This is a genomic window from Kitasatospora sp. NPDC034035, assembly GCF_055575755.1.
In genome coordinates this window covers 83,056-96,815 of record NZ_JBVISA010000014.1, presented here as the reverse complement: position 1 = coordinate 96,815, position 13,760 = coordinate 83,056, and the positions used below count along the sequence as shown (strand labels likewise).

The 13,760-nt window shown below is 71.6% G+C and carries 13 protein-coding genes; 4 read left to right on the top strand and 9 right to left on the bottom strand.

Going from position 1 to position 13,760, the window contains the following annotated elements:
• Nucleotides 1-69 precede the first annotated feature (69 nt).
• The 9 genes from ACZ52J_RS21150 to ACZ52J_RS21110 all read right to left on the bottom strand — a co-directional run bounded on the left by ACZ52J_RS21150 (nt 70) and on the right by ACZ52J_RS21110 (nt 8,287).
• The gene (locus ACZ52J_RS21150; protein WP_465620734.1) at nt 70-1,812 is read right to left on the bottom strand and encodes a glycosyl hydrolase family 18 protein; all 1,743 of its coding nucleotides are present in this window, start codon (nt 1,810-1,812) and stop codon (nt 70-72) included.
• A gap of 550 nt (nt 1,813-2,362) precedes the next feature.
• Complete coding sequence (locus tag ACZ52J_RS21145) at nt 2,363-2,932, bottom strand: hypothetical protein (RefSeq protein ID WP_465620732.1); 570 nt, start codon at nt 2,930-2,932, stop codon at nt 2,363-2,365.
• A 212-nt stretch (nt 2,933-3,144) separates the two neighbouring features.
• On the bottom strand, nt 3,145-4,098 hold the full coding sequence (locus ACZ52J_RS21140; protein WP_465620730.1) for an ABC transporter substrate-binding protein: 954 nt from the start codon (nt 4,096-4,098) through the stop codon (nt 3,145-3,147).
• A 50-nt stretch (nt 4,099-4,148) separates the two neighbouring features.
• Nucleotides 4,149-4,826: an ABC transporter permease gene (locus ACZ52J_RS21135; protein ID WP_465620728.1), complete on the bottom strand. Its 678-nt coding sequence runs from the start codon at nt 4,824-4,826 to the stop codon at nt 4,149-4,151.
• Nucleotides 4,823-5,491, bottom strand: coding sequence for an ABC transporter permease (locus ACZ52J_RS21130; protein ID WP_360490236.1), 669 nt, complete (start codon nt 5,489-5,491; stop codon nt 4,823-4,825). The genes ACZ52J_RS21135 and ACZ52J_RS21130 overlap by 4 nt, the downstream gene beginning before the upstream one ends.
• Nucleotides 5,481-6,692: an ABC transporter ATP-binding protein gene (locus ACZ52J_RS21125; RefSeq protein WP_465620726.1), complete on the bottom strand. Its 1,212-nt coding sequence runs from the start codon at nt 6,690-6,692 to the stop codon at nt 5,481-5,483. The genes ACZ52J_RS21130 and ACZ52J_RS21125 overlap by 11 nt, the downstream gene beginning before the upstream one ends.
• Nucleotides 6,693-7,038: 346 nt before the next feature.
• Complete coding sequence (locus ACZ52J_RS21120; RefSeq protein ID WP_465620724.1) at nt 7,039-7,425, bottom strand: rhodanese-like domain-containing protein; 387 nt, start codon at nt 7,423-7,425, stop codon at nt 7,039-7,041.
• Nucleotides 7,419-8,000, bottom strand: a complete 582-nt coding sequence (locus tag ACZ52J_RS21115; RefSeq protein ID WP_465620722.1) for a cysteine dioxygenase — start codon at nt 7,998-8,000, stop codon at nt 7,419-7,421. Before ACZ52J_RS21115 ends, ACZ52J_RS21120 begins: the two co-directional genes overlap by 7 nt.
• A 209-nt stretch (nt 8,001-8,209) precedes the next feature.
• Nucleotides 8,210-8,287, bottom strand: coding sequence for a putative leader peptide (locus tag ACZ52J_RS21110; RefSeq protein WP_107054354.1), 78 nt, complete (start codon nt 8,285-8,287; stop codon nt 8,210-8,212).
• Nucleotides 8,288-8,699: 412 nt separating this feature from the next.
• On the opposite strand from ACZ52J_RS21110, the gene ACZ52J_RS21105 reads away from it, so the two are divergent.
• The 4 genes from ACZ52J_RS21105 to ACZ52J_RS21090 all read left to right on the top strand — a co-directional run bounded on the left by ACZ52J_RS21105 (nt 8,700) and on the right by ACZ52J_RS21090 (nt 13,758).
• The gene (locus tag ACZ52J_RS21105; protein ID WP_360490228.1) at nt 8,700-9,542 is read left to right on the top strand and encodes a nitrilase-related carbon-nitrogen hydrolase; all 843 of its coding nucleotides are present in this window, start codon (nt 8,700-8,702) and stop codon (nt 9,540-9,542) included.
• An 11-nt stretch (nt 9,543-9,553) separates the two neighbouring features.
• Complete coding sequence (gene hydA / locus ACZ52J_RS21100) at nt 9,554-10,984, top strand: dihydropyrimidinase (RefSeq protein ID WP_465620720.1); 1,431 nt, start codon at nt 9,554-9,556, stop codon at nt 10,982-10,984.
• 173 nt (nt 10,985-11,157) lie between these two features.
• On the top strand, nt 11,158-12,171 hold the full coding sequence (locus ACZ52J_RS21095) for a TIGR03842 family LLM class F420-dependent oxidoreductase (RefSeq protein ID WP_360490224.1): 1,014 nt from the start codon (nt 11,158-11,160) through the stop codon (nt 12,169-12,171).
• 39 nt (nt 12,172-12,210) lie between these two features.
• A complete protein-coding gene (locus ACZ52J_RS21090; RefSeq protein WP_465620718.1) occupies nt 12,211-13,758 on the top strand; it encodes an NCS1 family nucleobase:cation symporter-1 in 1,548 nt (515 codons plus the stop codon).
• Nucleotides 13,759-13,760 lie beyond the last annotated feature (2 nt).

Here is a 13,760-nt window from a genome sequence, read left to right as displayed (position 1 = left end):
ATCCGTCATTCGTCATCTGTCATGCGTTATCCGGCATGCGTTATCCGGCATCGGTGATCTGTCACCCCGCTACGCGATCGAGAAGTCGTCCCCGAACACGTTGCCCTGGCCGTACCAGCCGTGCAGGTACACGGTGACGGTGCCGGAGGCGCCGGTGGTGAAGGGGACGGACAGCTTGGTCCAGCCGGAGGAGTTGGCCCAGGAGGACGCGGTGGCGCCGCCGCTGACGCCGGCGTAGGCGTAGTTGCCCTGCACCCAACCGTTCAGCGTGTAGCCGGTGTTGGGCTTCAGCGTGACGGTCTGCGAGCACTCGCCGGTCTGGCTCGCGGTGGCCGCGGCCTGCAGCGCGTGGGTGCCGGAGTGGGCCGGGGTGGAGACCACGGCGCCGCCGCTCTGGCAGGTCCACGGGGCCAGGCTGCCGGTCTCCAGGTCACCGTTGACCAGGCCGGTCGTCGAGCCGGTCCCGGTGACGGTCAGCGCGTAGGTCGCGGTGTGGGTGCCGGACGGCGCAGTGGCGGTCACGGTCAGCGGGTAGGTGCCCGCCGCCACGGCCGAGGTGGTGGTGATGGTGAGCGTGGCGCTGCTGCCGGCGGTGACGCTGCCGGGGGTGACGGTGGCGGTGACGCCGGCCGGGGCGCCGCTGACCGAGAGGTTGACGCTCTGCGCCGAGCCAGCCGTGACCGCCGTCGCGATGGTCGTCGAGGTGGACGAACCGGCCTTGACCGTCCCGGAGTTCGGGCTGGCGGCGACGGAGAAGTCGTTGCTCGCCGTCGAGCCGCTGGTGAACGGCGCGAAGATGTGGGTGAAGTCCCAGGTGTTCTGGCTGATCCCGGAGCAGGAGTCGCTGCCGGCCGTGCCCGGGCAGCCGCCGTTGTCGCGCTGCAGGGCCCAGAAGGACAGCGTGTTGATGCCCTTGGAGACCGCCCAGTTGTAGACGGTGGTGGCGTTGGCCACGGTGAAGGTCTCGGCCGGGCCGTAGTCGTCGATGCCGAGCATCTCGGTGATCCCGATCGAACCCCACAGCTGGACGGGGGTCCTGGTCGGGTAGAGCTTGGCCAGCTGGTTGTAGAGGCCCTGCGCGGAGGTCTGGGTGTCCGTCGCCATGTCGTGACTGGCGCCGTCGTAGTAGTCGAAGGTCATCATGTTGACGACGTCGATCCGCGCGTTGTTGCTGACCGCGTTCCGCAGCACCGCGAGGCCGCTGTCGGCGAGCCCGCCGGTGGTGGTCGGCAGTGTGTAGGAGAACTGGATGCTCCGCCCCTTGGTGGCGGCCCAGTCCTGGACGAGTTTGATCGCCTTGTTGCGCCGGTCGATCCCGGCGGTGTTGGTCAGCGAGTTGTCCTCGATGTCGAGGTCGATCCGGCTGATGTCGTACGTCGTGATGACGTTCTCGAAGGCGGCCGCGATCTGGTTGACGTCGGTGCAGCTGTCGGCCAGCTCGGTGCCGGTGTTGTCGGCGGTGTAGCCGCCGAAGGAGGGGATCACGTCCCCGCCGTTGGCGCGGATGGTGGCGATGTCGGAGCCGAAGGTCGAGGAGGAGACCGGCATGGCGGAGTCGCCGTTCCAGTACGGCGTGCACGAGCCCTTGGTGGCGGCCTGCAGGAACGCCATGGTCAGGTTCTTGGCGCCGGACTGCGCGGCCAGCTGGGCCGGGCTCTGACCGGTCCAGGCCTCGAAGTAGGGGGCGAAGACCCGGCTGGGGAGCGGGGTGGCGGCCTGGGCGGGACTCGTCGCGGTGGCGACCAGGCCGACCGAGGCGGCCAGCGTGGCGCAGGCCGTCAGTGCGGCCTGGATGGTTCTGCGAAGACGCATGGATTCTCCAACAGACGTGGTGGGGCAGGACGTTGGCGAGGTGCGATCGGCCCGGGGCGCAGCGGACCGGTGGGGTACGGCCCGCCCGGGGCGCAGCGGGATACAACGGGGTGGAGCGCGGTGGATATGGGGGCGTGCGGGCGTGCGGCAGCCCACCGGCTCGCGTGGACGCGGGCGGCGTGCGAGTGCGCGCGGCCGTACGGAGCGGGGGTGGAGTGGAGCAGGGCAGGGCAGTGCCTCAGCCGCCGGTGGTCACACCCCCACAGTGCATCCCGGTCGGATCGACATGCTTATGTTTGGACTAGACCACTGGTCTGTCAAGAGATCTGATAGTTCGTCAGCCCACGGCCCGGGCGGTCGAAGGGTGCGCGGATCGGCGTCCGGGGAAGGGAAGTTGCCCGGAGGGAGGGCTGTCGGGCAGCGCGAGGGAGAAGCCACCGGGCACAAAGAAGACCGTGGCCGCGCACCCGATGGGGGCGCGGCCACGGCGGCCCGGCGCTCAGGACACCGGGCGGTTCGGGGCATCGCGGCGCGGTCGCCGCGGGCGGGGTCAGCGCGATGCCGGGCAGAGCGTGGCGCGCAGTGCGTCGTTGATCTTGGCGGCGGTGTCCGGCCCGAAGCCCTGCGGGTGGTCGGACGAGGTGAACCGCTGGTTGGCCAGGTCGTCCAGCTTCCCCTTGTCCTTGGGGAACTGGTACATCGACTGGCACTGGTTGCGGGCCCGGTCCACGGCCTGGTCGGGCTTGCCGCCGACGATGGCCGGGTCGATCGCGTTCAGCGCGGCGACCAGCTTCGCGGTCAGGTCGGCGCCCGGCTTGGTGGGCAGCCCGGCGTCGGCGGGCGGGGCGGGCTTGGCCGGTGCGGGGGCTCCCGAGGCGCCGGCGTCGGGGGCGGGCGTGCCCGTCGCGCCGTCGGCGGTGGGGGCGGCCGTGCCGGGAGCGGGGGCCACCGGCGTCGAGGCGGCGTCGGTGGGTGCGGCGGTCGGGGTGGTCGAAGCGGCGGCGGTGGGGGAGCCGGCCGCGGAGGTGGCCTTGCCCGAGCTTGATCCGGAGCTGGAGCAGGCAGCGAGGCTCACCGCGGCGAGTGCCGTGAGGGTGGCGGCGAGGAGACGAGTGCGCATGGCGCCCAGACTGTCATGTTCGCGGCGCGGAAGGGAAGGTCCCCCGGGAGGTCTCCGGGGGTCCTCCCGAGGGACCTTGGGGAGGACCCCCGGAGGTCACTCGGGAGAGCGCGGGCCGGACCCGGGGAACGACGGACGGCGGCCCCGGGGACCTTCCTCCCCGGGGCCGCCGTCCGTCGTGCCGGTCGGGCGTCCGTCGTGCCGGTCGGCCGTCAGCCGAGGCCGTTGGACTTCAGCCAGTCCTTGGCCACCGCCGACGGGTCCTCCTTGTCCACCGCGACCCGCTTCATCAGTGCCGTCAGCCCCGCGGTGTCGAGCTTGGCCGACACCGCGTTGAGCGCCGCCGTCGCGGTGGCGTCCACGCCCGCCTTGTTGACCAGCGGGGTGATGTTCTGCGCGCCGAAGACGTTCTTCGGGTCGGCCAGCGGGACGAGCTTGTACTGGACGATCTTCGGGTCGGTGGTGAACACGTTGCCGACCTGGATGCCGCCGTCCTTGAGCGCGTTGGCGGTGGTGTCGGCGGTGGGCTTCCACTCCTTGAAGGTCAGCCCGTAGACGTCCTTGAACTGCTGCTCGCGGCGGGACTTGAACTCCGGCGGGCCGCCGATGGTGAACTCGCCGGCCTTGGCAGCCAGGTCGGAGATGCTCTTGAGGCTGTACTTGTCGGCGGTCTCCTGGGTGACGCTGAGCGAGTCCTTGTCCTCGGCGGGGGAGGAGTCGAGGATCCCGAGCGAGGCGGGCAGCGTCGTGGTGAGCGCCGCGTTCACGTCCTGGGTGGTGACGGCGGTGGCCTTGGCGTCCAGGTAGGCGAGCAGTGCGCCGTTGTACTCGGGCAGGACGGTGAGGTTGCCGCTCTGCAGCTGCCCGTAGAGCACCTCGCGGCTGCCGATGTTGAACTTCTCCTCGACCTTGACGCCCTTGGCCTTGAGGGCCTGCGAGTAGATCGAGCCGAGCAGGACGTTCTCCGGGAAGTTCGCCGAGCCGACGACCACCGTCGACCCGGAGCCGCCCGAGCCCGAACCGCCTGAGCCGCCCGAGCCGCCTGATGACGCCGAGGCGCTCGAACCCCCGCTGAGCGGGTCGCCGCCCGAGGAGCCGCAGGCGGTGGCGCCGAGCGCGAGCGCGGCGAGCGTGCCGAGGACGACCGCGCGACGGCTTCGCTTCATTGTCGACATGGTGACAGATGTCCTTCCGAAGAGGATGGGGGAGAGGGGATTCAGCGGGCCTGGTGCTGGGCGCGCACCCCGGGCGGGAGCGCGAACCGGGCGAGCAGGGCGAAGAACAGCTGGGCGGCGACCGCGAGCAGCACCACCAGCAGCGCCCCGCCCACGGTCACGGCGTACTTGCGGGTCGCCAGCCCGTCGATGACGTAGCGGCCGAGCCCGCCGAGCCCGACGTAGGCGGCCACCGTGGCGGTCGCGATGACCTGGACGGTCGCGGTGCGCAAGCCCGCCAGCAGGGTCGGCGCGGCCGAGGGCAGGCAGACCTGCCACAGCACCTGGGGGTGGGTCAGGCCGATGCCCCGCGCGGCGTCCCGGACGTCCGGGTCGGTGCCGCGCACCCCCTCGACGGCGGCCACCAGCAGTGGCGGCGCGGCGAGCGCGACCAGCGGGAACAGGACGGCGGTGTCGCCGACCCCGGCGAGCAGCACCGCCAGCGTCACCAGCCCGAGGGTGGGTAGGGCGCGGGCGGCACCGGCCAGCGCGGTCACCACGGTGACGCCGCGCCCGGTGTAGCCGATCAGCAGCCCGAGCGGGATGGCGAGCAGCGCCGCGTACAGCACGGCCTCGCCGGAGAGCAGCAGGTGCTCAAAGACCCGGTGCGCGATCGAGTCCGGGCCGCTGCGGTGGTCCGGGGCGGTGAAGAAGTCGCTCAGCCAGTTCAGCCAGTTCACGAGCCCGCCCCCTTCTCCCGGACGGCCCAGGGTGCGAGCATCCGCCGGGCGCCCACCAGCAGCAGGTCGACCGCCAGTGCGAGGACGGCGATCAGCGCGATGCCGGCCACGATCGGGGTCGGGAAGGTGCGCTGGAAGCCGTCGATGAACAGGTAGCCGAGCCCGCCGCGCCCGACCAGCGCCCCGACACTGGCCAGCGAGATGCTGGACACCGCCGCGACCCGCAGCCCGGCGATCAGGTACGGGACGGCGGCGGGCAGTTCGACCGAGGTCAGCCGGTGCCACGGCCCGTACCCCATCGCGGTGGCGGCCTGCCGGACGGCGTCCGGGACGGCGCGCAGCCCGTCCACGGTGGTCGGCAGCAGGACGGCGAGGGCGTAGAAGGTGAGCGGGATCATCACGGTCGCCTGGGTGGCGAGCCCGGTGTACGGGATCAGCACCACGAACACGGCCAACGAGGGCAGCGCGTAGACGATGTTGAAGACGGCGGACAGCGGCTGGTAGAGCCGGGGGAAGCGGGCGCAGGCCAGGCCGAGCGGGATGGCCAGCAGCAGGCCGATGAGCACGGGGACGAGCGCGATCACGGCGTGGTCGGCGAGCAGGTGGCCGAGGTAGCCGAGGTGGTCGCCGATCCAGTACCAGCGGACGATCGGTTCATCGTCCACCGGAGGCTCCGCCCGGGGTGTCGTCGTCGGAGGTGTCTCCGTCGGAGGTGTCGCCGCCCGACGTGCCGCCGTCGGAGGTGTCGCCACCGGAGGGCTTGGCGGTGCGGACGGGTCCGTCGGCCCCGGGCCGGAGCGCGGCGAGGACGGCCTCGCGGCTCGCGGTGCCGGTGGCCCGCCCCTCGGCGTCCAGCGCGACCGCGACCCCGGCGGGGGAGAGGACGGCGGCGTCCAGCGCGGTGCGCAGGGTGTCGGTGTCCGGACGGAAGACGGCGGCCGGCTGCAGTTCGGCGGTGACGGCGTCGCGGTCGATCCAGCCGATCGGGCGGCGCTCGTCGTCCAGGGCCAACTCCCAGCCCCCGTACGTGAGTCCGTCCGGAAGTCCATCCGTGAGCCCGCCCTTGGGACCGACCTTGGGGCCGTTGCCCACCGGGCGCAGCGCGACGGCGCTGGCGGGGCGCAGGCCGAGGCCGCGCAGGCCGCGGTCGCGGCCGAGGAAGGCGGCCACGCCGTCGTCGGCGGGGGTGGTGAGCAGCGTGTGCGGGTCCGCGAGCTGGGCGATCCGGCCGTGCTCGCGCAGCACCACCACCTGGTCACCGAGTCGGACGGCCTCCTCGATGTCGTGGGTGACGAACAGCACCGTCTTGTGCAGCTCGGACTGCAGCCGCAGCAGCTCCTCTTGGAGCCCGGCGCGCACCACCGGGTCGACGGCGCTGAACGGCTCGTCCATCAGCAGCACCGGTGGGTCGGCGGCCAGGGCGCGCGCTACGCCGACCCGCTGCTGCTGGCCGCCGGACAGCTGGAACGGGTACCGCTTGGCGGTCTCGGGCGCGAGCCCGACCAGTTCGAGCAGTTCGGCGGCCCGCGTGCGGGCCTTCTTGCGGTCCCAGCCGAGCAGGCGGGGGACGGTGGCGACGTTGTCGATCACCTTGCGGTGGGGGAACAGTCCGGCCTGCTGGATCACGTACCCGATGCCGCGGCGCAGCTTGGCGGGCTCCAGCTCGGCGACGTCGGTGCCGTCCAGCAGTACTCGGCCCGAGGTGGGCTCGACCATCCGGTTGACCATGCGCAGCAGGGTGGTCTTGCCGCAGCCGGATGGTCCGACCAGGACGGTTATCCGACCGGTCGGGACCTCAAGGTCCAGGCCCTCGACGGCGACTGTGCCGTCGGGGTGGCGCTTTCCGGCGCCCTCGAATCTGATCACGGGGTGTTTCCTCGTCAGGGCGCCCCGGGGAGGCGGCGCCTGTATCGGTCGGTCGTTCGGTCGTTCGGTTGTTGGCGGTTTGTCGACAAACGGCCGGGCGGATCGGTGCTGGTGACGCTTGTCGTACCAACCGCCCGGGCGTTCTTCCGCCCGCGTGGCTGCCCCGGTTCGGACCGGCGGAAACTCTGATCAGCCTATGACCTGCATCATCTCCTGTCTCTGATTTGCCCGTGGGCGCGTACCGGGAGGCCGGGCCCGGACAGCTCGGCCTCCCGGACCGCTCAGCTCCGGCCGGCTCAGCCTCCCGACCGGTCATCAACCCTGACGGGTCGGCCGCCCTGACGGGTCAGCCGCCCTGACGGGTCGGCAGTCCGGCCGCCGCCCAGCCGACGAACCCGCCGTCCAGGTCGGTCGCCCGGTGCAACCCCAGTTCGCGGAGCGAGGCGGCGGCCAGACTGGAGGCGTAGCCCTCCGAGCAGACCACGATCACCTCGACGTCGTAGCCCGAGGCCTCGGAGATCCGGTGACTGCCCGTCGGGTCGAGCCGCCACTCCAGGACGTTGCGCTCGATGATCAGCGAGCCCGGGATCTCCCCCTCGGCCGCCCGCTGCCCCGCCGGACGGATATCCACCAGCAGCGCGCCGCCCAGCTGGGCCTGGTACGCCTCCTGGGCTCGCGGGCGGTGGACGCCCTCGCGGGCGCGCTCCACCAGGTCGTCGATCGTGGTCACCATTGTTCCGGTCCTTCCTCCGAGGTGCGGACGAGCCCTCCGGCCCGCAGGTCGTAGTGCGCCATCGCGCTCAGCGGGGGCGAGTAGGCGTGCAGGGTGACGGCCGGCCCGGGCGCGGTGTTGCGCACGTCGTGCACGTACTCGGGGCCGAAGGCGCGGGCGGTGCCGGCCGGGACCCGGCGGATCAGCAGGCCCTGGTCCGGGCCGCCGAGGGACAGCTCCTCCAGCTCGCCGAGGGCGACGGCGAACGCGCCGCGCGAGCCGCCGTGGTCGTGGAAGCCGGTGGACTGTCCGGGCAGCCAGCTGATCAGCCACACCTCGTGGTCGTCCTCGGCCACCAGACGCCGGTACCAGCGCTCCTCGGTGGAGAGGCGGACGTGGTGGATCCACTGGTCGGGCCGCTCGGCCAGCTCGCGGACGATGGTCCGCAGGGTGCTGGGGGTGAGCGGGGCGCGGTCGTCCGCCGCGGGGGAAGTGGTCGTCGGCGGCTCGGAGACGGAGACGGGGGCAGAGACGGGAACGGGAACGGGGGCGGAGAGGGAGACGGGGGCTGGGGCCGGGCTCGGGTGCAGGCTCATCAGGGCGTCCTCGGGTGCGCGGGAACGTCGGCGGGGGGTGCCCGGGTCCGGCGCCGGTCGGTGGGCGCGGGCCGATGGAGCGGCCCGGCACGCAACGGGGTGCGCCGGGAACGGGCGGAAGTTAGGACGGCGGGTGCGGGTGCGCGGCGCGGGCCCTGGCAGACGTCACAGGGCGGAAGCGGAAGCGGAACCGGCGGGGAAGTGCAGGGTCAACACGCACAGATGGAACTCGCCTGGCGTCGCAGATCGACGTGCAGGCGGCAGACCAGAGTGGCGCCGGATTCCATGTGCCGGATCCTTCCCGAGCGAACCGGACGAAGTCAAGCCGGGCCGGGGGCGGTCGTCGACCTGCCGGCGCTTGTCTCGACGCGGCCTTACCACGCAGTGGCCGAATCCATCCCTCAAGCCCCCGGTTTCAGTCGAATGAGTGTCGAATGAGTAAAGAAGCTACGTGCGGGGTAGATGAGCTTTTCATCCCACCCAGGACCGTCCGCGTGTCCGCACAACAAGATCGGCCCAGACGCGTTTCCGTCGACGTATTGTCAGGCCACCAAGGCCCGGCCTACCGTCTACAGATCGCTTTCTACGCACGTAGACCCCTGCGGATCCCCGAGCGGACCCGCGGGTGAGACCCGCCCCGTCAACCCTCATACCGCGGGTCCGACCGCACGGCCGGGCCGCGGAGTTGCGGAGGTACCCATGTCGCAGATCGTCCGTGCCGCGCTCGTCCAGACCCGTTGGACCGGCGACCAGGAGAGCATGATCGCCCTCCACGAGCGGTACGCCCGCGAGGCAGCCGGCCAGGGCGCGAAGATCATCGGCTTCCAGGAGGTCTTCAACTCCCCGTACTTCTGTCAGGTCCAGGAGCCCGAGCACTACCGCTGGGCCGAAGCCGTCCCGGACGGCCCGACCGTACGCCGGATGCAGGACCTCGCCCGCGAACTCGGGCTGGTCATCGTCGTCCCGGTCTACGAGGAGGAGCAGACCGGTGTCTACTACAACACCGCCGCCGTGATCGACGCCGACGGCAGCTACCTCGGCAAGTACCGCAAGCACCACATCCCGCAGGTCAAGGGCTTCTGGGAGAAGTACTACTTCAAGCCCGGCAACCTCGGCTGGCCGGTGTTCGACACCGCCGTCGGCAAGGTCGGCGTCTACATCTGCTACGACCGCCACTTCCCCGAGGGCTGGCGCGCCCTGGGCCTGGCCGGCGCGCAGATCGTCTACAACCCCTCCGCCACCAGCCGCGGCCTCTCCTCCTACCTCTGGCAGCTCGAACAGCCCGCCGCCGCCGTCGCCAACGAGTACTTCGTCGCCGCCATCAACCGGGTCGGCACCGAGGAGTACGGCGACAACGACTTCTACGGCACCTCCTACTTCGTGGACCCGCGCGGCCAGTTCGTCGGCGACGTCGCCTCCGACAAGGAGGAGGAACTGGTCGTCCGCGACCTCGACCTCGGCCTGATCGAACAGGTCCGCCAGCAATGGGCGTTCTACCGCGACCGCCGCCCCGACGCCTACGGACCGCTCGCCGAGGCCTGAGGAGCAGCGCGATGACCACCCGCGACCCCCAGCAGCGCACCGTCGTCCGCGGCGGCCTCGTCATCACGGCCACCGACGAACTCCACGCCGACGTCCTGATCGAGGGCGAGCGCATCGTCGCCCTCGCGGCCACCGGCAGCTCCGCCGCCGAGGCCTGGACCGCCGACACCGCCATCGACGCCACCGGCCACTACGTCATCCCGGGCGGCGTCGACGCCCACACCCACATGGAGCTGCCGTTCGGCGGCACCGCGGCCTCCGACACCTTCGAGACCGGCACCCGGGCCGCCGCCTGGGGAGGCACCACCACCATCGTCGACTTCGCCGTCCAGCCCGTCGGCGGCTCGCTGCGCGAGGGCCTGGACACCTGGCACGCCAAGGCCGACGGCAACTGCGCCATCGACTACGCCTTCCACACCATCGTCTCCGACGTCAACGACGGCGTGCTGAAGGAGATGGACGCCCTCGTCGACTCCGGCGAGTCCACCTCCTTCAAGCTCTTCATGGCCTACCCCGGCGTCTTCTACAGCGACGACGGCCGCATCCTGCGCGCCATGCAGCGCGGCGCCGCCAACGGCGGGCTGATCATGATGCACGCCGAGAACGGCATCGCCATCGACGTCCTGGTCGAACAGGCGCTCGCCGCCGGGCGCACCGCCCCCCGCTACCACGGCGAGGTCCGCCGCGAACTGCTCGAGGCCGAGGCCACCCACCGGGCGATCAAGCTCGCCCAGGTGGCCGGCAGCCCGCTCTACGTGGTGCACGTCTCCGCCGCCGCCGCCCTCGCCGAGCTCGCCCAGGCCCGCGACGCCGGGCTCAACGTCTTCGGCGAGACCTGCCCGCAGTACCTGTTCCTCTCCACCGACAACCTCGCCGAGGAGGGCGCCGACGGCTTCGAGGGCGCCAAGTACGTGTGCAGCACGCCGCTGCGGCCGCGCGAGCACCAGGAGGCGCTCTGGCGCGGGCTGCGCACCAACGACCTCCAGGTGGTCTCCACCGACCACTGCCCGTTCTGCTTCGTCGGACAGAAGGAACTCGGGCGCGGCGACTTCTCGAAGATCCCCAACGGCCTTCCGGGCGTGGAGAACCGGATGGACCTGCTCCACCAGGCCGTCGTGGACGGGCACATCAGCCGGCGCCGCTGGGTCGAGATCGCCTGCACCACGCCCGCCCGGATGTTCGGGCTGCACCCGCGCAAGGGCACCATCGCGCCGGGCGCTGACGCCGACCTCGTCGTCTACGACCCCACCGCGGTGCAGACCGTCTCCGCCGCGACCCACCACATGAACGTGGACTACTCCGCGTACGAGGGCCGCCGACTCACCGGCCGGGCGCGGACGGTGCTCTCTCGCGGCACCGTCGTGCTGGACGACGGCACCTGGCTCGGCCGGGCCGGGCACGGCACCTTCCTGCGCCGCGACACCTGCCAGTACCTGGTCTGAGCCGCACGTCGTTACCCGGGTGCCTCGGTGCCTCGGTGCCTCGGTGCCTCGGTGCCTCGCGACCTCGCGACCTCGGTACCCCCTTCGACCTACACGTCCCCTTGTCGACCAGCCGCCGCCCGGGCCCGACCGGCGGTCGGGCGGCGGTCCCACCCTTGTTCCAGGAGCCAGTTATGGACATCGGCCTCGTCCTGCAGACCGACCCGCCCGCCCGCAAGCTCATCGACCGGATGATCCGCGCCGAACAGGCCGGGTTCAGCCACGGCTGGACCTTCGACTCCTGCGTCCTGTGGCAGGAACCCTTCGTCATCTACAGCCGGATCCTCGCCGAGACCGAGCGGTTGACCGTCGGCCCGATGGTCACCAACCCCTCGACCCGCACCTGGGAGGTCACCGCCTCCCTGTTCGCCACGCTCAACGACATGTACGGCAACCGCACCGTCTGCGGGATCGGCCGCGGGGACTCCGCGATGCGGGTCGCCGGACGCCACCCCGCCACCCTCGCCCGGCTCTCCCAAGGCATGCACGCCATCAAGGAGTTGGCGGAGGGGCGCACCGTCGAGGTGGACGGCACCGAGATGCACCTGCCCTGGGTCGGCCCGGGTGCGTCGCTGCCGATCTGGATGGGCGCATACGGGCCGAAGGCGCTGGCGCTGACCGGGCGTCAGGCCGACGGGTTCATCCTGCAGTTGGCCGACCCCTACCTCACCGAGTTCATGGTCAAGGCGGTGCGGGCCGCCGCCGTCGAGGCGGGTCGGGACCCGAACTCGGTCACCATCTGCGTCGCCGCCCCCGCCTACGTCACCGCCGACGACTCGCCCGCCGCCCTCGCCCACGCCCGGGAACAGTGCCGCTGGTTCGGCGGAATGGTCGGCAACCACGTCGCCGACCTGGTCAGCCACTACGGCGAGCACTCCGACCTGGTGCCGGAGGCGCTCACCGACTACATCAAGAACCGCCAGGGCTACGACTACAGCCACCACGGCCGGGCCGGGAACCCGGACACGACCTTCGTCCCGGACGGGATCGTGGACCGCTTCTGCCTGATCGGCCCGGCCGAGACGCAGCGCGCCCGACTGGCGGAGCTCCGCTCGCTCGGCGTCGACCAGTTCGCCGTCTACGCCATGCACGACGCGATCGAGACCACCATCGACGCCTACGGGACGGACGTCATCCCCCACGTGTGATCCCGATGTGATCCCAGTTGCAGCAGACGGGAGTTGCCCATGGCCGACACCGCGACCGGCGGCGGCAGACAGTGGCAGCACCCCGACGGCCGGGTCGAACTCGACCCGGCCGTCGAGGAGTTGCCTCCCAACGGCTTCACCAGCGACGACCTGCGGCCGGTCCCGGTCGCGCGGCGCACCTGGTCCACGTACAACTTCCTCGCGCTCTGGGTCGGCATGGCCCACAACATCCCTTCGTGGACACTGGCTTCGGGCCTCGTCGCGATCGGCATGGACTGGAAGCAGGCGGTGCTGACCATCGCACTCGCCAACCTGATCGTGCTGGTTCCGATGCTGCTCACCGGGCACGCCGGCACCAAGTACGGCATCCCGTTCCCGGTGTTCGCCCGGGCCTCGTTCGGGCTGCGCGGCGCCAACCTGCCCGCGCTCGTCCGGGCGGCGGTCGCCTGCGCCTGGTTCGGCATCCAGACCTGGATCGGCGGGGAGGGCATCTTCCTGCTGGCCGGCAAGCTGTTCGGCCAGTCCTGGCGCACCGCCGGCGAGTTCGGCGGCTACCCGTGGACCCAGTGGCTCTCTTTCCTGGTGTTCTGGCTGATCGAGATGATCATCATCGCCCGGGGGATGGAAACGCTGCGGCGCTTCGAGAACTGGGCGGCGCCGTTCGTCATCGTCGGCGCGCTCGCGCTGCTGGCGTGGATCACCGTCAAGGCGGGCGGCTTCGGACCGCTGCTCGACCAGCCGTCCACGCTGGGGTGGGGCGGCGGGTTCTGGAAGGTCTTCTTCCCGGCACTGATGGGCATGATCGGGTTCTGGTCCACCCTGTCGCTCAACATCCCGGACTTCACCCGCTTCGGCGGCAGCCAGCGGGCCCAGATCCGCGGCCAGGCGCTCGGCCTGCCGACCACGATGACGCTCTTCGCGTTCCTGTCCGTCCTGGTCACCTCGGGCTCCCAGGCCGTGTACGGCGAACCGGTGTGGGACCCGATCCGGCTCGCCGCGAAGATGGAGAACCCGGTCGGCATCCTGTTCGCGCTGCTGACCGTCCTGGTCGCGACCCTGTCGGTGAACCTCGCCGCCAACGTCGTCTCGCCGGCCTACGACCTCGCCAACCTGCTGCCCCGGTTCGTCAACTTCCGTACCGGGGCGCTGATCACGGGCGTGGTCGGGATCGCGATCTTCCCGTGGCGGCTGATCTCCGACCCGCACGTCTACATCTACACCTGGTTGGGGGTGGTCGGCGGCCTGCTCGGCACGGTCGCCGGGGTCCTGATCGCGGACTACTGGCTGCTGCGCCGGACCCACCTCCGGCTCGCCGAGCTGTACCGTCCGGGCGGGGCGTACTGGTACACGGGTGGCTGGAACTGGCGGGCCGTCACGGCTCTGCTGGTGGGCGGCCTGCTGGCGGTCGGCGGTTCGTACTCCACCGTCGACGCCCACGGCGCCAAGCAGGGCCCGTTCCCGGCGGACGGCCTCATTCCCTTCCTCAAGCCACTCGCCGACTACGGCTGGGCCGTCGGCCTCGCGGCGGCGGTGATCCTCTACGTCCTCCTCAACCTCCGCCGGGGGCTGGAGGCTGGGGAGGGGTAGCG

Bases quoted from the DNA above. Each gene is read 5' to 3' on its own strand.
- ACZ52J_RS21145 (WP_465620732.1), bottom strand. From the start codon at position 2,932: ATGCGCACTCGTCTCCTCGCCGCCACCCTCACGGCACTCGCCGCGGTG.
- ACZ52J_RS21140 (WP_465620730.1), bottom strand. From the start codon at position 4,098: ATGAAGCGAAGCCGTCGCGCGGTCGTCCTCGGCACGCTCGCCGCGCTC.
- ACZ52J_RS21105 (WP_360490228.1), top strand. From the start codon at position 8,700: ATGTCGCAGATCGTCCGTGCCGCGCTCGTCCAGACCCGTTGGACCGGC.
- ACZ52J_RS21115 (WP_465620722.1), bottom strand. From the start codon at position 8,000: ATGAGCCTGCACCCGAGCCCGGCCCCAGCCCCCGTCTCCCTCTCCGCC.
- ACZ52J_RS21110 (WP_107054354.1), bottom strand. From the start codon at position 8,287: ATGGAATCCGGCGCCACTCTGGTCTGCCGCCTGCACGTCGATCTGCGA.
- ACZ52J_RS21120 (WP_465620724.1), bottom strand. From the start codon at position 7,425: ATGGTGACCACGATCGACGACCTGGTGGAGCGCGCCCGCGAGGGCGTC.
- ACZ52J_RS21090 (WP_465620718.1), top strand. From the start codon at position 12,211: ATGGCCGACACCGCGACCGGCGGCGGCAGACAGTGGCAGCACCCCGAC.
- ACZ52J_RS21095 (WP_360490224.1), top strand. From the start codon at position 11,158: ATGGACATCGGCCTCGTCCTGCAGACCGACCCGCCCGCCCGCAAGCTC.
- hydA (WP_465620720.1), top strand. From the start codon at position 9,554: ATGACCACCCGCGACCCCCAGCAGCGCACCGTCGTCCGCGGCGGCCTC.
- ACZ52J_RS21150 (WP_465620734.1), bottom strand. From the start codon at position 1,812: ATGCGTCTTCGCAGAACCATCCAGGCCGCACTGACGGCCTGCGCCACG.